Genomic DNA, 18,884 nt, shown 5'->3' on the forward strand with positions numbered 1-18,884 from the left:
GTCACCCCCGGCTGCCGAGTTCGCGGTCGAGTTCGGCGAAGACGTGTCCGGCGATGCGCTGGACGTGGTGGTCGCCGAGTTCGCCGATCACCTCGACCTCGACGGGAAAGTGGTAATGGACCACGGTGCCGGTGCCGGAGCGGTGGCTGACGACGGCCTCGCTGCCCGCCGCGGGGACGATGTACTCGCCCTCGTGGACGAGCGCGAGGCCGGTCCTGTCGACCCGGCCGCCGGCGGCGAAGGCGTCGATGCGCGCGAACTCCTCGTCGTCGCCGTCCATGTCACTCCTCCACGCCCACGTTGAGCGCCATGCAGGTGAAGTTGGCCTGCGGGACGCCGTCCACGGTGACGGTGCTGGGCTGTACGGCGCTGACGACGCAGCGGCCGAACTTGAGGGCGGAGAAGGCCCAGTCGTTGCCCTGTTTCTCGGCGACCGCGATGGAGAACTCCTTGCCGGTGACGGCGAGTTCGGTGAGGTCGGCGACGGCGGACGCCACCGCGGGGACGGTCATCGTGAAGGTGAAGGTGAACGGCTGGCGCACGTATCCGACGCCGTCCGCCTCCAGGCTGTGCAGCACCGTGTGCGGGACGTTGAAGGAGGGGGAGAAGTTGCTGATCGGGGTGACGGTGCGCCCGCCGAGCTTCACTTCGAGGCGGGTGTTCCAGTCGGACATGCGGGGCTCCCTACTCGAAGGTCAGGTTGATGGTGAGCCGGTGGATGGCCCCGGCGTAGGTGATGCGGACCATGGCCTCGGCGAACCGGTCGCGGCGGGCCTTGGCGATGAGCGCCTGGTCCTCGGGGGTGGGCTGCGGCTTGTCGAACAGGGCGAGGACCGGGACGACGACGAGGTAGTCGTCGATGACCTCGCTGCGGCGCAGCGGTTCGAGCACCGCCTCCATCTCGCCGGCGAGGGCGCGCAGGCCGGTCCTGCTGATCCGCAGTTCGCCGATGCTCGCGATGAGCGAGGCCTTGAGCCGGTAGGTGATGTCGTCGAGGGTGCGGACGATGTCGATGTACTTCTTGTCCGTCGTGCCGGAGGCTCCGGTGTATCCCTCGCCGAGGTAGACGCCTTCGCCGGGGATGAGTGCCGGGTTCACGAGCCAGTTGACGTTCTGGCCGCCGGGGGGCGAGCTCTCGCCCTCGGAGCCGTTGATCGTGAAGAGCTCCTGCGCGGTGAAGGGGGCGGAGGTGACGCCGACCTTCTTGAGGAGCAGGGAGATGTGCGGGTCGTAGCCGCCGATGGTGCCGGCGACGGCGGCCGCCACGTCCTCGTCGCTCTTGTGCGCCACGTAGACCATGCGGTCGCTGTTGAGGGCGCCCGTGATGATCGAGGCGTCGGTGTCGCCCTTGCCGAGCATGGCGACGCCCATGCGTTCCAGGCCGTCGCCGAACGGGCCCTTGACGTGGTTGGCCAGCGCCAGGATGCCGGCGGTCGGTGTCGCCCCGCCGGCCCCGGCCTCCAGCGGGGTGTTCGCGATCACGACCAGCTGGACCGGCAGGGTGGCGATCTTGGCGAGCGTCTCCTGGATGTTGGGCGTGGCGGCGAGGCGCACCCCGAAGACGAGCCCGGGACCGGGTTCCTGCCGCATGGCGAGCGCGACGGACGTGCCCAGCTGTCCGGGAGCGCGCTTCACGGCGTCGTCGGGGTCGGAGAAGAGCGTGGGCTCGTTCTCGGGGATGACGGGCCCGGCGCCGGTCGCGGGCGGGGTCACGGTGCCGATGATCGCGATGTTGCCGGTGGGCCGGTTGGCGGGCGAGAAGAGGTTGACGGTCGACTTGACACGGATGTAGCGGACGGGGGTCGTCATGGAGCGTGCTTCCTTCCGGCAATCAGGTGAGGAAGAGCGGGGCGATGCCCGCGCCGGTGAGCAGGGTGGTGATCTCCGGCTTGGTGAGCGCCTGGTTCGCCGCTTGCGGGTGGGGGGTGAAGGCGGTGACCAGGGCGTAGGGAGCGCTGCGTACGCCGAAGGTGCTCGGCGGCAGGGGTCGGTCGCGGGCCGCCGCCGCCACGAGGGCCGCGGCGCGGAGCGCGGCCGCGACGTCGGTGGGATCGGCGACGAGCACGGCGGCCGTGACGGCCACGGTGCGGACGTTGACCGGGTCGGTGGGGTCGAAGACGGGCGGGCGGCGCAGCCGCACTTCCGTACGGAGGTACTCGCCCGCCTCCCTGAGGTCCTCCACGGTGGTGAGCCCGTGACTCGCCATGAAGGCGTCCAGGTCGAGGTAGGTGAAGTGCGCGCGGAACTCGTCGAGGGTCCGGTAGGCGCCCACGGACCGGGTGACCAGCGATTCGAGGCCGCCGGGGTCGGTCTCGGCGACCACGTCGATCTCCAGCTCGGCGGTGACGTCGATCCACACCGGCTCGGTGGCCTCGTCCTCCCAGCAGACCTCGGTACGGGTCGGGGTCGGGTTCACCTGGTTCCACGCTCCGCGCCGTGTGCGGGAGGCGAAGAGCGGCTCGGCGAGCGTGGTCCGGACGACGCGGAGCTGCTTGACGGAGTCGACGCGCTCGTGCTCCAGCTCGTGCGTGCCGGCCAGGAGGAGCAGGGCGTGCGGGGTGAGTGCCGGGGCGAGGACGGCGGCGTCGGCGACCTGCTTCAAGGCCTTGTCCTGGACCACAGCCATGCCCGGCTCCTCCGGCGACGCTTCCTGCTGACGTCACCCAGCGACGCACGGGTCCGGGCCGGTGGACAAGAGCGGCTGGTCCGAGTGGTCCGCGATTGCCCGTCTATCGAGGGAACGGCGGCACGGCCGGTTTCGGCGGACCGCGCCCGGAGTCCTCAACTCGCCCTGGAATACGGGGACATGGGTGCGCCCCCGGCGCACGCCCGGTGCATACCGGAGGGCGCGCAGGGGGCGCATTTCATCGTCGGGGCTGGTGGAAACCCCTGCCGTCTCAGCTGCCGAAGCCGAGACCGAAGCGGTCGAGCGTGCGCAGCCAGAGGTTGCGGCGGCCTTCGTTCAGGTCGGCGCGGGCCATGGACCACGTGGTGATGCCGATGCCCACCGAGCGGATCGGCTCGGGCGGGAACGGGAGCGGCTTGCGGCGGACCAGTTCGAGCGAGGTGCGCTCGGTGCGGGCCCCGTCGAGGAGGTCGAGCATGACCTCCGCGCCGAAGCGGGTCGCCCCGACGCCGAGTCCGGTGTAGCCGGCGGCGTAGGCGACCTTGCCCCGGTGGCTGGTGTCGAAGAAGACGCAGAAGCGGGTGCTCGTGTCGATGGCACCGCCCCAGGCATGGCTGAAGCGCACCCCTTCCAGCTGCGGGAAGGTCGTGAAGAAGTGGCGCGCGAGGGTCGCGAAGCTCTCGTGCCGCTGGTCGTGTTCCGGGCGCACGCGGCCGTTGTAGTGGTAGACGGCGTCGTAGCCGCCCCACAGGATCCGGTTGTCGGCGGAGAGCCGGACGTAGTGGAACTGGTTGGTCATGTCCGCGAAGCCCTGCCGGTTCCGCCAGCCCACGGAGGCGAGCTGTTCCTCGCTGAGCGGCTCCGTCATGAGCGCGTAGTCGTAGACGGGGACGGTGTACGGGCGGTGGCGGCGCAGCAGGGAGGGGTACGCGTTCGTGGCGAGGGCGACCTTGTGGGCGGTGATCCGGCCGTACGGGGTGCGGACGCCCATCGTGTGCCCCTGCTCGTCGAGCGAGAGGGCGGGGGTGTGTTCGTGGATGCGGACGCCGAGCGCGAGGCAGGCCTGCTTGAGGCCCCAGGCGAGACGGGCCGGGTTGACCATCGCCACGTCGTCCTTGTTCCACAGCCCCCCGATGAAGGTCGGGGAGTCGATCTCGGCGCGTACGGCGTCGCCGTCGAGGAGGACGCTCGTGCCGCCGTAACGGGCCACGGCCTCGGCCTCCTCCTGGAGGGCCGCGAGCTGGTAGGGCTCGGTGGCGACGGCGAGGGAGCCGGTGCGCTCCCAGTCGCAGTCGATGCCGTGGCGTACGAGCGTGTCTTCCATGGCCTGGAGGTTCTCGCGGCCGAGGCGCTCCAGGAGCCCGATCTCGTCGGGCCAGCGGGCGATCCCGTTGTCCAGGCCGTGGGTGAGGCTGGCCTCGCAGAAGCCGCCGTTGCGACCGGAGGCGGCGCCGCCGGCCTCGTCGGCCTCGACGAGGACCACGTCGAGCGAGGGGTCCCGCTCCTTGGCGACGAGGGCGGTCCAGAGGCCGGTGTAGCCACCGCCGACCACGAGGAGGTCACAGGTGGTCGCGCCGACGAGGGCGGGCGCGGGCTGCGGCTTCTCGGGACTGTCGAGCCAGAACGGGGTCGGGTCGACGTCCCGGAGCGAGGCGAGGGGGTCCATGACGGCGGGCTCCTTGAGATCGCGGAGGTGGGGGTACGACCTCCGAACTGCCGCCATGAGACCTCTCCGGGCGCGTCAAGGTCAATGGTGTTGACATAAGCCCTCGGGCCCGCCGTCCCCGGCGGTCCGCGGGGCCGTCAGTTGTCGCTGAAACCGACGTAGTTCTCCGCGAGCGAGGCCGAGGCCGCCCCGGAGTTCGCGAGGTAGCGCAGGTGGGAGAGGCGGAGCCCGCGGTCGAACGCGGTGTCGTCCGGGCTGCTGTGCAGGAGGGTCGTCATCGTGTACGAGAAGTGCTCGGCGCGCCAGACGCGGCGCAGCGCGGTCTCCGAGTAGGCGTCGAGCAGCGACTCGTCGCCCCGGGTGTGGTGGCGGGTGAGGGCCTGGGCGAGCAGGGTGACGTCGGCGACGGCGAGGTTGAGGCCCTTGGCGCCGGTGGGCGGCACGATGTGGGCCGCGTCGCCGGCGAGGAAGAGGCGTCCGTGGCGCAGGGGCTCGGCGACGAAGCTGCGCATCGGGGTGATGCTCTTCTCGGTGATGGGCCCGCGCTTCAGCTGCCAGTCGCCGTCGACGGCGAAGCGGGCCTCCAGCTCGTCCCAGATCCGCTCGTCCGGCCAGTTGTCCGTGGAGTCGTCGGGGTCGACCTGGAGGTAGAGGCGGCTGACCTCGGGCGAGCGCATGCTGTGCAGGGCGAAGCCGCGCTCGTGGTGGGCGTAGATCAGCTCGTCGCAGGAGGGGGCGACGTCGGCGAGGATGCCGAGCCAGGAGAAGGGGTAGGTGCGCTCGGTGACGGTGAGGACGTCCTCGGGCAGGGAGCGGCGGCCGATGCCGTGGAAGCCGTCGCAGGCGACGACGAACGCGCAGTCGAGGGTGTGCTCGGCACCCTCGTGGCGGTAGCGGACGGTGGGGTGGTCGGTCTCGATGCCGTCGACCGACAGGGCCTCGGCCTCGAAGAGGATCGTGCCGCCGGCCTCCTGGCGCAGGGCGATGAGGTCCTTGACCACCTCGGTCTGCGCGTACACCATGACCGACCGGCCGCCGGTGAGGGACGGGAAGTCGATGCGGTGGGAGCGCCGGTCGAAGCGGAGTTCGATGCCGTGGTGCTCCAGGCCCTGCCGGTCCATGCGGGCGCCGGCGCCGGAGAGGCGCAGCACGTCGACGGTGTCCTGTTCGAGGATCCCGGCGCGCTGGCGCCGCTCGACGTACGCCTGGTCGCGGAGTTCGAGGACGACGTTGTCGATGCCCTGCCGGTGCAGCAGGTGCGAGAGGAGGAGTCCGGCCGGTCCGGCTCCGATGATGCCGACGGTGGTGCGGGGCATGGGTGTCTCCGTGAGCGTGATGAGGAAGGTGGCAGGGGGGCGGGACGGTCGGGGCGGGGCGGTCAGAGGGAGAGCGGGATGCCGTCCTCGGCGAGGACGCGTTGCGCGGTGGCGAAGGCGGAGTTGGCCGCGGGCACCCCGCAGTAGACGGCGGAGTGCAGCAGCACCTCCTTGATGTCCTCGGGGGTGAGTCCGTTGCGGAGCGCGGCGCGGACGTGCATCGCCAGCTCCTCCTGGTGGCCGTGGGCGATCAGGGCGGTGAGGGTGAGGCAGCTGCGGGTGCGCCGGTCGAGGCCGGGGCGGGTCCAGATCTCGCCCCAGGCGCAGCGGGTGATGTAGTCCTGGAAGTCGGCGGTGAAGTCCGTGGTCCGGGCGACGGCCCGGTCCACATGGGCGTCGCCGAGGACGGCCCGGCGGACCGCCATGCCCTCGGCGTACCGGCTGTCGTCGGAGTCGGGGACGCCGAAGTGGCCGAGGAGCGCGGAGAGCACCGCCTCGGGCCGCTCGGCGGGGGCGAGGTGGGCGGCCCCGGCGAGTTCGAGCAGGCTCGCGTCGGGGATGCCGTCGGCGAGTTCGCGGGCGTGCGCCGGGGGTGTGGCCGGGTCGGCGCGCCCGGCGAGGACGAGGGTGGGCACGGTGATGCGGGACAGCTCGTCGCGGAGGTCGTACCCGGCGAGGGCGTCGCAGCAGGCCGCGTAGCCCTCGGGGTCGGCGGCGAGCAGGTCGTCCACGAGCCGGCGGGCCGTGTGCGTACCCGCGAAGTCGGGGGTGAACCAGCGGCCGGGGGCGGCCTGTGCCACGGCGGCCGTGCCCTCCGCGCGGACGAGGGCGGCCCGCTCGCGCCAGCCGGCGGGCTCGCCGAAGCGGGCCGAGGAGCAGACGAGGGCGAGGGCGGTGACCCGCTCGGGGTGGTGGACCGCGAGGTGGGCGCCGATGGCGCCGCCGAGGGAGATGCCGGCGTACGCGAACCGCTCGACGCCGAGCCGGTCGGCGAGGTCGAGGACGAGGGCCGCCAGATCGGCCATGCCGGTGGCGCCGGGGTCCGGCGTCCCGGGGGCGGTGGCGTCCTGCGTCCCAGGGGTGGTGGCGTCCGGCGTCCCGGTGGGGGTCGCGCCGTGGCCTGGCAGGTCGTAGCGGATCACCCGGTGGCGGCGGGCCAGGGCGGGGACCTGGGCGTCCCAGACGGCGAGCGAGGTGCCGAGGGAGGGACCGAGGATCAGGACGGGCGCGTCGGCGGGGCCGTCGGTCCGGTGGTGGAGAACGCTGGTCACGGGCGGCCTTCCGGGTCGGCGGAGGGCTGCCTCCGCAGGGCGTGGTCGACGAGCAGGGGGGCGGCGCCGGTGGCGGCCGCCGGGTCCGCGAGGGCGCGGAGCTCCTCCGGGGTGATCCGGCCGGTCGGTTCGGGGGCGGCGGCGAGCAGCTCCGCGAGCTCCGTCCCCTCCTCCGCCGCCCGCCGGGAGAGCCGGTCGAGCAGGGCTCGGGCCTCGGCCCGGCCGAGGACGTCCGCAAGGGCGGCGGCGAGGCGTTCGCTCGTCACGAGACCGCGGGTGCGGTGCAGGTTGTCGAGCATCCGGTCGGGCCGGACGCGGAGCCCTTCGGCGAGTGCGGCGGTGTGGTGGGCGGCGGCGCCCGCCAGCCTGAGCAGCTCCCGCAGCGGCTGCCATTCGGCGTGCCAGGCCCCGGCGGGCCGCTCGTCCTCCGCGGCGAGCGAGCCGAGGAGTACGGCGGCGAGCGCGGGGGCCTGGCGGGCGGCCGAGGCCACGAGGGTGGCGCGGACGGGGTTGCTCTTGTGCGGCATGGCGGAGGAGCCGCCGCCGCTCGCCTCGGCGAGCTCGCCGGTCTCGGTGCGGGCGAGCAGGAGGACGTCCGCGGCGGGCTTGCCGAGGGCGGCGGCGGTGAACGCGAGCGCCGTCGCGAGGTCGGCGACCGGGGTGCGCAGGGTGTGCCAGGGCAGGACGGGTGCGGCGAGGCCGAGTTCGGCCGCGTACCGCTCGGTGAGCTCCGGTCCGCTGCCGGGCACCCCCGCGAGGTACTCGAAGGCCGCCAGGGTGCCTGCCGCGCCGCCCAGTTGGGCGGGGAACCGCAGCGCGGCGAGCCGGTCCGCCGCGTCGAGCACGAGATGCCGCCAGCCGGCCGCCTTGAGCCCGAAGGTGGTGGGCACGGCGTGCTGGCCGAGGGTGCGGCCTGCCATGGGGGTGTCCCGGTGGGCGGCGGCGAGCCGCCCGAACGCCTCGGCGGCCCGGTGCAGTGCGGCGGTGATCAGCGGGACGGTACGGGCCGCGACGAGCATCGCGGCGGTGTCGAGGACGTCTTGGCTGGTCGCGCCCCGGTGGACGTACGGCGCGGCGTCGGCGGGGACGGCGGCCGTGAGCGCGGCGACGAGCGGGATCACCGGGTTGCCGCCCTCGCGGGCGCGCAGCGCGAGGTCGCGCGCGTCGAACCGGTCGGCGCGGGCCGCCTCCGTGACGGCCTCGGCCGCCGGGCCGGGGGCGTGACCGAGGGCGGCCTGTGCCCTGGTCAGCGCGGCCTCGGCGTCGAGCATCGCCTGGAGGAAGGCGCGGTCGCCGGTGGCGCGCTCGGCCGCCGTGCCCGCGCTGACGGGGCTGAGCAGCCCGGTGTCGTACGCGTCGGACGCGTCCGCGTCCCGCCCCTCCGGCTCAGCGGAAGTCAAGGAACACCGTCTCTCCCGGGCCCTGGAGGCAGATGTCGAAGCGGTGGACGCCCGGCCGCTCCTCCGTGGCGAGGAGCGTCGCGCGCCGCTCGGGCGCGAGCCCGGCGAGCAGCGGGTCGGCGTCGGTGGCCGGGCCCGGCAGGTAGAGCCGGGTGTAGAGGTGGTGGAGCAGGCCCCGGGCGAAGACGCAGAGCGAGAGGTACGGGACGCCGCCCGGCGGAAGGGTGCGGGCCGCCCAGTGGCCGTCGGCGTCGGTGGCGATCCGCCCGAAGCCGGTGAAGGTGACGCCGTCCCGGCCCGCGTACCCGCCGGTGACGGGGTCGCGCCGCAGGGAGCCAGGGGCTCCGGAGCGGTCGCCGTCGGGGCCGGGCTGCCAGATCTCCACGATCGCGTCGGGGATGGGGGCGCCGGCGCCGTCGTACACGTACCCGTGGACGGTGAGGGTGTCGGGGTGTCCGGCGGGCGCGAGGTCGGGGCCGCCGGGGAAGGGCAGGGCGTAGCCGTAGAAGGGGCCCACGGTCTGCGAGGGCGTGGGGAGGGCGGTCAGGGGGTCGCGGCTCATCGGCCTTCCTCGATCCAGGTCGCGGCGGGGCCGTCGAGGACGATGTCCCAGCGGTAGCCGAGCGACCGCTCGGGGGTGGACAGGTCGTGGTCGTAGGTGGCGACGAGCCGTTCGCGCGCCGCGTCGTCGGTGACGGACTGGAGGATCGGGTCGTACGCGAAGAGCGGGTCGCCGGGGAAGTACATCTGGGTGACGAGCCGTTGCGTGAACGCGGTGCCGAAGAGCGAGAAGTGGATGTGCGCGGGGCGCCAGGCGTTGTCGTGGTTGCGCCAGGGGTAGGCCCCGGGCTTGACGGTGGTGAAGGTGTACGCGCCCCGGTCGTCCGTCAGGCAGCGGCCGAAGCCGGTGAAGTTCGGGTCGAGCGGTGCCGGGTGCTGGTCGCGGAGGTGGGCGTAGCGGCCGGCGGCGTTGGCCTGCCACAGCTCGACGAGCTGGCCGCGGACGGGCCGGCCGGCGCGGTCGAGCACCCGGCCGGTGACGGTGATCCGCTCGCCGAGCGGCTCCCCCGCGTGGGCCAGGGTCAGGTCGGCGTCGGTCTCGGTGACGTCGGTGACGCCGAAGACGGGTCCGGAGAGTTCGACCGCCTCGGGGTCGTGGACGGCGACCGGCGGGTGGAGGGGGTGGCGCAGCGCGCTGCTGCGGTAGGGGGCGTAGTCCCGGGCGGGGTGGTGGCGCACCTCGCCGGCGGCGAGGTAGTCCTTCCGCTCGCCCTCGATCTCGCGCGAGATGTCCTGCTGTGTCAGTGTCATGACGTTCCGTCACCTTTCCAGTACGAGGGCGAGTCCCTGGCCGACGCCGATGCAGAGCGTGGCGAGGCCGGTGCCGGAGCCGCGGGCGGCGAGCTGGTGGGCCACGGTTCCGGCGAGCCGGGATCCGGAGGAACCGAGGGGGTGGCCGAGCGCGATGGCTCCGCCGTGCGGGTTGACGACGGCGGGGTCGAGCTCCGGCCACTCGGCGAGGCAGCCGAGGGCCTGGGCGGCGAAGGCCTCGTTGAGTTCCAGGGTGGCGAGGTCGGCGAAGGTGCGGCCGGCGCGGGTCAGTGCGCGCCGGGCGGCTTCGACGGGGCCGAGGCCGAAGTACTGCGGTTCGATGCCGCTGACGGCCGATGCGGTGATCCGGGCCAGGGGTTCGCGGCCGGTGGCGCGCAGGCCCGCCTCGTCGGTGATCAGGAGGGCGGAGGCTCCGTCGTTGAGCGGGGAGGCGTTGCCCGCGGTGACGGTGCCGTCCGGGCGGAAGGCGGGCTTGAGGCGGGCGAGGGCGGCGAGGGAGGTGTCCGCGCGGACGGACTCGTCGCGGTGGAGGACGGCTTGGCCGAGGCCGGTGCCTGCGCCGGTGCCGGTGCCGGAGCCCGCGCCCGTGCCCGCGCCTGCGCCGGAGCCCGCGCCCGTGCCCGCGCCTGCGCCGGTGCCCGCGCCCGTGCCTGTCCCGGTGCCGTCGACGGGGACGACCTCGGCGTCGAAGGCGCCGGTCGCCCAGGCCTCGGCGGCCTTGGCGTGGCTGGCGAGGGCGTAGGCGTCCTGCGCGTCGCGCCCGATGCCGTGCTTCTCGGCGACGAGTTCGGCGCCCTCGCCGAGGGACACCGTCCACTCGGCGGGCATGCGCGGGTTGACCATGCGCCAGCCGAGGGTGGTGGAGTGGAGCTGCTGGTGCCCTGCGGGGTAGGCGCGGTCGGGCTTGGGCAGCACCCAGGGGGCGCGGCTCATCGACTCGACGCCGCCGGCGAGGACGACCGAGGCGTCGCCGACGGCGACGGCGCGGTAGGCCTGGATCACGGCCTCCATACCGGAGCCGCAGAGGCGGTTCACGGTGACGCCGGGGACGGTCACCGGTATTCCGGCGAGCAGCGCGGCCATCCGGGCGACGTCCCGGTTCTCCTCGCCGGCGCCGTTGGCGTTGCCGAGGATCACGTCGTCGATCCGGGCCGGGTCGAGCGCGGGCGTACGGCCGAGCAGGGCGCGCAGGACGTGGGCGGCGAGGTCGTCGGGGCGGACGCCCGCGAGCGCGCCGCCGTAGCGGCCGACCGGGGTCCGTACGGCGTCGACGATGTAGACGTCCTTGGTCACGGGGTCTCCTCCACGTGCTCGGCGACGGCCGGGGGTACGGAGACGGGCGCGCCGGTACGGCGCGTGATCTCGTCGACGCTCACGCCGGGCGCGGTCTCGACGAGGACGAGGCCGTCGACGGTGACGTCGAGGACGCCGAGGTCGGTGATGATCCGGTGGACGCAGGCGCGGCCGGTGAGCGGCAGCGTGCAGGTGTCGACGATCTTCGGGGTGCCGTCCTTGGCGGTGTGCTCGGTGAGGACGACGACGCGCCGGACGCCGTGGACGAGGTCCATCGCGCCGCCCATGCCCTTGACCATCCGGCCGGGGACGGCCCAGTTGGCGAGGTCGCCGCGGGCGGAGACCTGCATGGCGCCGAGGACGGCGGTGTCGATGTGACCGCCGCGGATCATTCCGAAGGAGAGCGCGGAGTCGAAGAAGGAGGAGCCCGGCAGGACGGTGACGGTCTCCTTGCCCGCGTTGATCAGGTCGGGGTCGACCTCGTCCTCGTCGGGGTAGGGGCCGACGCCGAGGAGGCCGTTCTCCGACTGGAGGACGACGTCGACGCCCTCGGGGAGGAAGCCTGGGACCCGGGTCGGCAGGCCGATGCCGAGGTTGACGTACGAGCCGTCGGTCAGTTCGCGGGCGGCGCGGGCCGCCATCTCGTCCCTGGTCCAGCTCATCGCGTGCGTACCGTCCTTCGCTCGATGCCCTTGGCGGCGGCCTCTTCGGGGGTCAGTGCGACGACCCGCTGCACGAACACGCCGGGCAGGTGGATCGCGTCGGGGTCCAGTGCGCCCGGCTCCACGAGCTCCTCGACCTCGGCGATCGTGATCCGGCCGGCCATGGCGGCGAGGGGGTTGAAGTTGCGGGCGGAGCGGCGGAAGACGAGGTTGCCGTGGCGGTCGCCGCGGGCGGCGCGGACCAGGGCGAAGTCGGTGGTGATGCCGTGTTCGAGGACGTGGGGACGGCCGTCGTAGACGCGGACCTCCTTGGGCGGGGAGGCGACCGCCACGCCGCCGTCGGGGGCGTACCGCCAGGGCAGGCCGCCGTCGGCGGCCTGGGTGCCGACGCCGGCGGGGGTGAAGAAGGCGGGGATGCCGCAGCCGCCGGCCCGGAGCCGCTCGGCGAGGGTGCCCTGCGGGGTGAGCTCCAGCTCCAGCTCGCCGCCGAGGTAGCGGCGGGCGAACTCCTTGTTGTCGCCGATGTAGGAGCCGGTCACGCGGACGATGCGGCCGTCGGCGAGCAGGATGCCGAGGCCGCCGCCGTCGACGCCGCAGTTGTTCGACACGACGCTCAGCCGGCCGGCGCCCTGGGTGTGCAGGGCCCGGATCAGGACGTCCGGCACCCCGCTCAGTCCGAAGCCTCCGACGGCGAGCGAGGCGCCGTCTCCGATGTCCGCCACCGCTTCGGCGGCGGATGTCACCACTTTGTCCATGTAACGACCCGTTTCGCTAAGGATTGACGCCACAGGCGTTCGCCTGATGAACTTATGTTCATCAATGAACGCGGGGTGAGTGTCCGCCCGTGCTTCGGGCCGTGTCAACGGCGCCCGGTACGGTTTCCGCATCGTGATCCGCCCGCGACCACGGTCCGTACCCACTGCCCGCGACCAGCCGGAGGAGGCCAGACGATGGCGCAGCACACGGAGACCCCTGCGCACGAGGCCCCGGAGGAGCTCGTCGGGCCGCTGGAGCGCGGACTGGCCGTCCTGCGCGCGGTGGCCTCGGGGCCGGGGATCCGCCACCGCCCCGGCGACCTCGCGCGCACCACGGGGCTCGCCCGGTCGACCGTCGACCGGGTCGCCACGACGCTCCTGCGCCTCGGGTACGTACGCGCCGAGGAACGCGACCTGCTGCTCGCGCCGCGCGCGGCGGAGCTGGGCAACGCCTATCTGTCGTCGACCGGACTGCCCGAGGCCGTCGGGCCGCACGCCGTCGCCCTCGCCGACGAGCTCGACGAGTCCGTGTCCGTGGCGGTGCCCGACGGGGACGGGGTGCGCTTCGTGGCGCAGGCCGCGCGACGGCGCGCGATGGCGATCTCGTTCCGCGCCGGGGACGTCCTGCCCGCCGAACGCTGCGCGCCGGGGGCGCTGTTCGCCGCCGGCTGGGGCGAGGCGGAGTGGGAGGCGTGGCGGGAACGGCACGCGAAGGACCCGCTGGACACCGGCTTTCCCGCGGTCCCGCCCCGTACGCCCACCGGGTCCGAAGCCGTGTCCGCGGCCGTTCCCGACGCCACGCCTGGGGCCGTTCCCGACGCCGCGCCCGGGGCCGTTCCCGACGCCGTGCCCGGAGCCGAGCCCCAAGCCGTGGAAAGCGACTTCCGCGACCGGGTGCGCCGGAGCCGCGCGGACGGGTGGGCGGCGGACGACCAGCTCATCGAGGCCGGTCTCATCGCCGTCGCCCTGCCCGTGCGCGACCCGGCGGGCGCCGTCGTCTGCGCCGTCAGCGTGGTCAGCCACACGAGCCGCCACGACATCGGCTCCCTGGCCGGTGTCGCCCTGCCGCCGCTGCGCGCGGCCGTCGCGGCCATGGAAGCGGCCCTCGCGGCGGCCCCGGCCGCGGAGGGGTCCGCGCCGGCCGCGGGACCGGGTACGGCGGAGCTCAAGGAGGAGTTGGGGTCGGGCTTCTTGCAGTCGCTCGCGCGCGGCCTGGACGTCCTGTGCGCCTTCGGCGCGGTCCGCGGCCCGGCCCGGCTCTCGGAGCTCGCCCGGCTGACGGGGCTCCCCCGTGCCACCGCCCGGCGGTCGCTGATCACGCTGCGCCACCTCGGATACGTACGGGAGGACGAGGACGGCTTCCGCGTACTCCCCCGCGTCCTGGAGCTCGGACACGCCCGCGTCTCGGGCCTCACGCTCGTCGAGATCGCCACCCCGCACCTCGCCGAACTGGTGCTCCGCGTCCACGAGTCGGCGTCCGTCGCGGTGCTCGACGGGGAGGACATCCGCTATGTCGCCCGCGTCGCGAGCTCCAGGATCATGCACATCGACATCAGGGTGGGCACCCGCCTGCCCGCCTACGCCACCTCCATGGGCAGGGTCCTGCTCGGCGCGCTGCCCGAGGAGGAGCGCGCCGCGTTCCTCGCGGGAGTGACGCCCGAGGCGCTGACACCCCGCACCGTGACCACGCCCGGGGCGCTCGCCGAGGCGGTCGCGGACACCGCCCGGCGCGGCTACGGATGGGTGGAGCAGGAGCTGGAGGAGGGGCTGCGCTCCCTCGCGGCGCCGGTGACGGACGGCCGGGGCCGGGTGGTCGCCGCCGTCAACGTGGCCCTGCACGCGGGCCGCCACTCCGCGGAGGAGAGCCTGACCGCGCTCCTCCCCCACCTCCTCGGCACGGCCGCCGCGATCAGCGCCGACCTCGCCGCGGTGAGCCGCTGGTCCCCCGTGCGCGTCTCCTGAGCCCCGGTCCCGCCCATCCGGGCCGGGGTCAGTCGCTGACCGCCAGGCGGACCGCGAAGGCGCCGATGACCGTTCCGGTGACCCGGTCGAGGATCCGCCGCGAGCGGGGCTTGCGCAGCCAGGTCCCGAGAGCGGTGGCGGAGGCGATCAGGACGGTGGACCAGATCATGCCGAGCGTGATGTGGACACCGGTCAGGAGCAGGCCGGTGGTGAAGTGGGGTGCGTCGACGGGGATGAACTGGGGCAGGACGGCGACGTAGAAGACGCCGACCTTGGGGTTGAGGAGATTGGTCAGGGTGCCTTGCCACCAGCCGCCCGAGAGCGTGTCGACCTCTGCGCCGACCTCCACGTCCTCGGGGGTCCCGCCGCGTCCGCGGAAGGTGTCGATGATCATGCGGGCCGCCATCCACAGCAGGTAGGCCGCACCGGCCCAGCGGAGGATCTCGTACGCGAGGTGCGAGGCGGTGAGGAGGGCGGTCACGCCGAGCGAGGTGAGGGCGCCCCAGATGAGGGTGCCGGTCTGGATGCCGAGGACGACTCCCCATGCGCGGGTGCGCCGGCCGAGGGCGGCGGTGCGCAGGATGAGGGCCGTGTCGAGGCCGGGGGTGAGAGTGAGAAGCCCTACGACGAGGGCGAAGGACCACAGCGCGGTACTCGTTGCCATGGAAGGCCACCGTATCGTGGAACCTGAGGCAACCCGACGCGCGGGCCCCGCGTCCCTCCGTACGGAGACCTCCACCGCCCCAGGGAAACAGGACACGCGATGAGCGACAAGGCCCGCATACTCTTCGACGCGCTCGACCTCGACCACGACGGCACCCTCACCCTCGCCGAGGTCGTCGGCGCTCTCCGCTCCAAGGGGCCGACGCTCGTCGCGCAGGGGGTCATCCCCGTCTGGGGCGTGGGAGGGGACGACGACTCGGCCGCCCTGTTCGACGCCGCCGACCAGAACGGCGACAAGGTCCTGACGTTCGAGGAGTTCGCCGCCGTGGTCGACCGCCGCTTCGGCTGGTGACGTCCCGGCCCGACGGGAGGCGGGTCGCCGCCGCGTAGAGTGTGCACGGGCGCGCTGTGATCATGAGGAGAACGATGACCGCGGTGAGCCTTGGGCACACGCATGTCCCCGCCGACTCCGGCGAGGTGACCCTGCTGATAGCCCGCAGGGTCGAGCCGGGCTACGAGGCCGCCTTCGAGCGCTGGGCGAAGGGGATCCTGGAGAGCGCCGCGCGCTTCCCCGGCCACCTCGGCTACGGCTTCTTCCGCTCCTCGGGCGGGGACGCCCCCTGGTTCCTGGTCCACCGCTTCCGGGACGCGGCCGCGTGTCAGGCCTGGCAGGAGTCCCCGGAGCGGGCCGCGTGGTTCGCGGACTGCCGGGGCCACCACCACACCGAGGTCGCGCGACGCCGGCTGACGGGCATGGAGACCTGGTTCGCCAAGCCGGGCTCGACGCGGCCGGCGCCGCCCCGGTGGAAGATGGCGATCAGCGCGACCCTCGCGATCTACCCCATCTCCCTGCTGGGCGGCTACTTCCTGACGCCCCGTCTGACCGCGCTGCCCCTCGTGCTGAGCAGCGCCTTCATGGCGTGCGTCTTCAACGTCCTCATGACGTACGTGGCGATGCCGGCGGTCAGCCGGCTGCTCCGGGGCTGGCTCGGCGGCGATCGGTGAGGGAGGAGGGGAGGGGCAGGGTCTTCCGCCCTGTCCCTCCCCTCGCCCGTCACTGCGCGATCGTGATCTCCCGCTTGAGGATCTTGCCCGTGGGGCCCTTGGGCAGCCCCGGCGCCAGCTGGACGATCCTCGGGTACTTGTACGGGGCCACGCGGGCCTTCACGAACTCGCGCAGTTCGTCGGCCGAGGCGTCGGCGCCCGGCCGCAGGGTGACGACGGCCGCGATCTCCTCGCCGTGCACCGCGTGCGGGACGCCCACCACGGCGGCCTCGGCCACGGCCGGGTGCTCGTACAGGACCTCCTCGATCTCGCGCGGGTAGACGTTGTACCCGCCGCGGATCACCAGGTCCTTCTTGCGGTCCACGATGAAGTAGAAGCCGTCCTCGTCGCACCGCGCGAGGTCGCCGGTGCGGAACCAGCCGTCGGTGAACGCGGCGGCGTCGGCCTCGGGCCGGTTCCAGTAGCCGGGCATGACGTTCGGGCCCTGGACGGCGATCTCGCCGACGTCGCCCCGCGCGACGTCCTTGCCCTCGTCGTCGACGAGCCGGACGTGCACGCCGTCGATCGGGGTGCCGATCGATCCGGGCTTGCGCGGCCCGTCGAGCGACCCGAAGGTGACCACCGGGGAGGTCTCGGACAGGCCGTAGCCCTCGACGACCGTGCAGCCGAAGACGGCCTCGAAGCGGTGGAGGACCTCCACCGGCATCGCCGAGCCGCCGGTCACGCAGAGCCGCAGACCGGCGCCGTCCGTGAGACCGGTCGAGCCGGCCGCGTCGGCGGCGGCGAGCAGGCCCACGAACATGGTGGGCACGCCCTCCATCACCGTGACCCGGTCCCGGGAGAGGATCTCCAGGGCCTTCGCGGCGTCGAAGCGCGGCAGCAGCGTGACGCGGGCGCCGGTGAGGACCGCGGCGTTCAGCCCGCAGGTCTGGCCGAACACGTGGAAGAACGGCAGGCCGCCGAAGACCGTGTCGGAGCCCGTCATGCCCAGGACGCGGGCGACGGTCGCCGTGTTGGACCCCAGGTTCCCGTGGGTGAGCCGGGCCCCCTTGGGGCGGCCGGTGGTGCCGGAGGTGTAGAGCAGCACGGCGAGGTCGTCGACGTCCCGGTCCGCGATCCCCGCGCGCGGCTCGACGGCGGCGAGCACGGCGCCGAAGCCCGGGTCGGTCACGTCGGCGCACTCGATGCCGAGGTCCGCCGCCGCGGCTCCGGCCTCGGGCATCGCCGCGCCCCAGGCGAGGATCAGCCGGGCCCCGCAGTCCCCGGCGGCGTAACCGATCTCGCCGGACTTGAGCAGCGGATTCATCGGCACGGCGACCGCTCCGGCGCGCAGCACGCCGTAGTAGGCGACGGCGAAGTGCGGGATGTTGGGCAGCAGGATCGCGACCCGGTCGCCGGGTCCGACGCCCTTGCTCTCCAGCCAGCCGGCGACACGGGCACTGCGATCGTCCAGCGACCGGTAGTCCAGCGCCTGGTCGTCCAGCTGGATCGCGATGCCGTCCGGCTGCGCCGCCGCGGTACGGGCCAGGTTGAGAGCCAGATTGGTCATCGTCGACCTCTTTCTGATCATTCGTGCTTCGTTCGTGCTTCGCTTGCGTGGCGCTTGCGCTGCGGTTGCGTTTCACACGGGGAGCCGGACGCTCAGCGGCCAGGTTACCGGCCGGTTCATTCACCCGCTTGCCGGTCCTCAGCTTGCCGCTAATGTCGATATATAGGCCAAAGTGCATCCTCTGGTCCCGCGCTCACCAGGTGAGGGAAGAGGGCGTGCGAGAGGAGCCTTCCATGACCCGAACATTGCGGAGCGCGATAGCCCTGGCCGGAGCCGCGGCGCTCGCCCTGGGGGCGGCGTCCGTCAGCGGAGCCGCCCCGCCCGATGCGGCGCAGGGCGACGTACGGATCGGCCTTCTGCTGCCGGAGAGCAAGACCACCCGGTACGAGAAGTTCGACCGGCCCTACATCGAGGCCAAGATCAAGGAGCTGGCCCCCGACGCCCAGATCGACTACTACAACGCCGCCGAGAGCGCCACGACCCAGCAACAGCAGGTCAACACCGCGCTCGCCAAGGGCGACAAGGTGCTCATCCTGGACGCCGTGGACGCCAAGTCGATCCAGTCCTCGGTGCAGAAGGCCCATGACGCGGGCGTCAAGGTCGTGGCGTACGACCGCCTGGCACAGGGGCCCGTCGACTCCTACGTCTCGTACGACAACTTCAAGGTGGGCGAGCTCCAGGGCAAGGCGCTCCTCGACGCGCTCGGCGACAAGGCCGAGTCGGGCGAGATCGTCATGCACAACGGCTCGCCGACCGACCCGAACGCGGCCGAGTTCAAGGCCGGCGCGCACTCCGTCCTGGACGGCAAGGTGAAGATCGGCAAGGAGTACGACACGCCGAACTGGGACCCGAACAACGCCAACCAGCAGATGTCCGGAGCGATCAGCGCCCTCGGCAAGGACAAGATCGTCGGCGTCTACTCGGCCAACGACGGACTGGCCGCCGGCATCGCCACCGCCCTCAAGGCGGCGGGCATGAACGTGCCGCTGACCGGCCAGGACGCACAGCTCGACGCGATCCAGCGGATCCTCATCGGCACCCAGACGATCACCGTCGAGAAGCCGTACAAGCCGGAGGCCGACATCGCCGCCACGATGGCCGTCGACTTCGCCGAGGGCAAGGCGCTCCCGGCCGACCTGACGCCCACCACCGTCACCAGCGGCAGTGGCCAGAAGGTCCCCGCCAACCTGCTGACACCGGTCGTCGTCCACAAGAGCAACATCAAGGACACCGTCGTCAAGGACGGGCTGTACACCGTCGACGAGATCTGCACGCCGACCTATGCCGCGGCCTGCGAGGAGGCCGGCCTGAAGTAGCGCCTCCGGCAGCCCTGAGGCGTTTCATCCCGGTGGGGCGGAGCGGCCCGCGCGAGCGGGCGAGCGGA

General features: G+C 73.3%; 19 protein-coding genes. 4 read left to right on the forward strand and 15 right to left on the reverse strand.

Annotated features, from left to right (window positions below; all coding sequences use genetic code 11):
• Position 1 precedes the first annotated feature (1 nt).
• The 13 genes from ACFC0G_RS07445 to ACFC0G_RS07505 form a co-directional block, all read right to left on the reverse strand.
• Positions 2-280 (reverse strand): hypothetical protein, encoded by a 279-nt coding sequence (locus ACFC0G_RS07445; protein ID WP_376398664.1) that lies wholly within the window; start codon positions 278-280, stop codon positions 2-4.
• Between the two features lies 1 nt (position 281).
• On the reverse strand, positions 282-674 hold the full coding sequence (locus ACFC0G_RS07450; RefSeq protein ID WP_024758200.1) for a hypothetical protein: 393 nt from the start codon (positions 672-674) through the stop codon (positions 282-284).
• 10 nt (positions 675-684) lie between these two features.
• Positions 685-1,809, reverse strand: coding sequence for a hypothetical protein (locus ACFC0G_RS07455; RefSeq protein ID WP_376398667.1), 1,125 nt, complete (start codon positions 1,807-1,809; stop codon positions 685-687).
• Positions 1,810-1,831: 22 nt separating this feature from the next.
• Complete coding sequence (locus tag ACFC0G_RS07460; RefSeq protein WP_376398670.1) at positions 1,832-2,626, reverse strand: hypothetical protein; 795 nt, start codon at positions 2,624-2,626, stop codon at positions 1,832-1,834.
• Positions 2,627-2,897: 271 nt separating this feature from the next.
• The gene (locus tag ACFC0G_RS07465; RefSeq protein ID WP_376398673.1) at positions 2,898-4,292 is read right to left on the reverse strand and encodes an NAD(P)/FAD-dependent oxidoreductase; all 1,395 of its coding nucleotides are present in this window, start codon (positions 4,290-4,292) and stop codon (positions 2,898-2,900) included.
• Positions 4,293-4,429: 137 nt separating this feature from the next.
• Entirely contained in the window at positions 4,430-5,608 is a 1,179-nt protein-coding gene (locus ACFC0G_RS07470) for a 4-hydroxybenzoate 3-monooxygenase (RefSeq protein ID WP_376398676.1), read from the reverse strand.
• Positions 5,609-5,670: 62 nt separating this feature from the next.
• Entirely contained in the window at positions 5,671-6,879 is a 1,209-nt protein-coding gene (pcaD, locus tag ACFC0G_RS07475; protein ID WP_376398679.1) for a 3-oxoadipate enol-lactonase, read from the reverse strand.
• Positions 6,876-8,279, reverse strand: coding sequence for a 3-carboxy-cis,cis-muconate cycloisomerase (pcaB, locus tag ACFC0G_RS07480; RefSeq protein WP_376398682.1), 1,404 nt, complete (start codon positions 8,277-8,279; stop codon positions 6,876-6,878). Before pcaB ends, pcaD begins: the two co-directional genes overlap by 4 nt.
• The gene (gene pcaG, locus ACFC0G_RS07485; protein ID WP_376398685.1) at positions 8,266-8,841 is read right to left on the reverse strand and encodes a protocatechuate 3,4-dioxygenase subunit alpha; all 576 of its coding nucleotides are present in this window, start codon (positions 8,839-8,841) and stop codon (positions 8,266-8,268) included. Before pcaG ends, pcaB begins: the two co-directional genes overlap by 14 nt.
• Positions 8,838-9,590: a protocatechuate 3,4-dioxygenase subunit beta gene (gene pcaH, locus ACFC0G_RS07490; protein ID WP_376398686.1), complete on the reverse strand. Its 753-nt coding sequence runs from the start codon at positions 9,588-9,590 to the stop codon at positions 8,838-8,840. Before pcaH ends, pcaG begins: the two co-directional genes overlap by 4 nt.
• 9 nt (positions 9,591-9,599) lie before the next feature.
• Positions 9,600-10,904 carry a thiolase family protein gene (locus tag ACFC0G_RS07495; RefSeq protein ID WP_376398688.1) on the reverse strand — a complete coding sequence of 435 codons (1,305 nt, stop codon included), beginning with the start codon at positions 10,902-10,904 and terminating at the stop codon, positions 9,600-9,602.
• Positions 10,901-11,566, reverse strand: a complete 666-nt coding sequence (locus ACFC0G_RS07500; RefSeq protein ID WP_376398691.1) for a CoA transferase subunit B — start codon at positions 11,564-11,566, stop codon at positions 10,901-10,903. The genes ACFC0G_RS07495 and ACFC0G_RS07500 overlap by 4 nt, the downstream gene beginning before the upstream one ends.
• Positions 11,563-12,321 (reverse strand): CoA transferase subunit A, encoded by a 759-nt coding sequence (locus ACFC0G_RS07505; protein WP_376398694.1) that lies wholly within the window; start codon positions 12,319-12,321, stop codon positions 11,563-11,565. The genes ACFC0G_RS07500 and ACFC0G_RS07505 overlap by 4 nt, the downstream gene beginning before the upstream one ends.
• A gap of 195 nt (positions 12,322-12,516) precedes the next feature.
• Between ACFC0G_RS07505 and ACFC0G_RS07510 the strand changes: the two genes are divergently transcribed.
• Positions 12,517-14,283, forward strand: coding sequence for an IclR family transcriptional regulator C-terminal domain-containing protein (locus ACFC0G_RS07510; RefSeq protein WP_376398697.1), 1,767 nt, complete (start codon positions 12,517-12,519; stop codon positions 14,281-14,283).
• 28 nt (positions 14,284-14,311) lie between these two features.
• On the opposite strand, the gene ACFC0G_RS07515 is transcribed toward ACFC0G_RS07510, so the two are convergent.
• Positions 14,312-14,947: a LysE family translocator gene (locus ACFC0G_RS07515; RefSeq protein WP_376398701.1), complete on the reverse strand. Its 636-nt coding sequence runs from the start codon at positions 14,945-14,947 to the stop codon at positions 14,312-14,314.
• Between the two features lie 99 nt (positions 14,948-15,046).
• On the opposite strand from ACFC0G_RS07515, the gene ACFC0G_RS07520 reads away from it, so the two are divergent.
• Both ACFC0G_RS07520 and ACFC0G_RS07525 read left to right on the forward strand, forming a co-directional pair.
• Positions 15,047-15,298, forward strand: coding sequence for an EF-hand domain-containing protein (locus ACFC0G_RS07520; protein WP_376398704.1), 252 nt, complete (start codon positions 15,047-15,049; stop codon positions 15,296-15,298).
• A gap of 74 nt (positions 15,299-15,372) precedes the next feature.
• A complete protein-coding gene (locus tag ACFC0G_RS07525) occupies positions 15,373-15,951 on the forward strand; it encodes an antibiotic biosynthesis monooxygenase (protein ID WP_376398707.1) in 579 nt (192 codons plus the stop codon).
• A 49-nt stretch (positions 15,952-16,000) separates the two neighbouring features.
• Here the strand turns inward: ACFC0G_RS07525 and ACFC0G_RS07530 are convergent, their stop codons facing one another.
• Positions 16,001-17,500 carry a long-chain fatty acid--CoA ligase gene (locus ACFC0G_RS07530; protein ID WP_376398710.1) on the reverse strand — a complete coding sequence of 500 codons (1,500 nt, stop codon included), beginning with the start codon at positions 17,498-17,500 and terminating at the stop codon, positions 16,001-16,003.
• A 233-nt stretch (positions 17,501-17,733) separates the two neighbouring features.
• Between ACFC0G_RS07530 and ACFC0G_RS07535 the strand changes: the two genes are divergently transcribed.
• On the forward strand, positions 17,734-18,816 hold the full coding sequence (locus tag ACFC0G_RS07535) for a sugar ABC transporter substrate-binding protein (protein WP_376398713.1): 1,083 nt from the start codon (positions 17,734-17,736) through the stop codon (positions 18,814-18,816).
• The last annotated feature ends 68 nt before the right edge of the window (positions 18,817-18,884 follow it).

Origin of the sequence: Streptomyces sp. NPDC056169, from assembly GCF_042268445.1 — a bacterium.
Classification (GTDB): Bacteria; Actinomycetota; Actinomycetes; order Streptomycetales; family Streptomycetaceae; genus Streptomyces.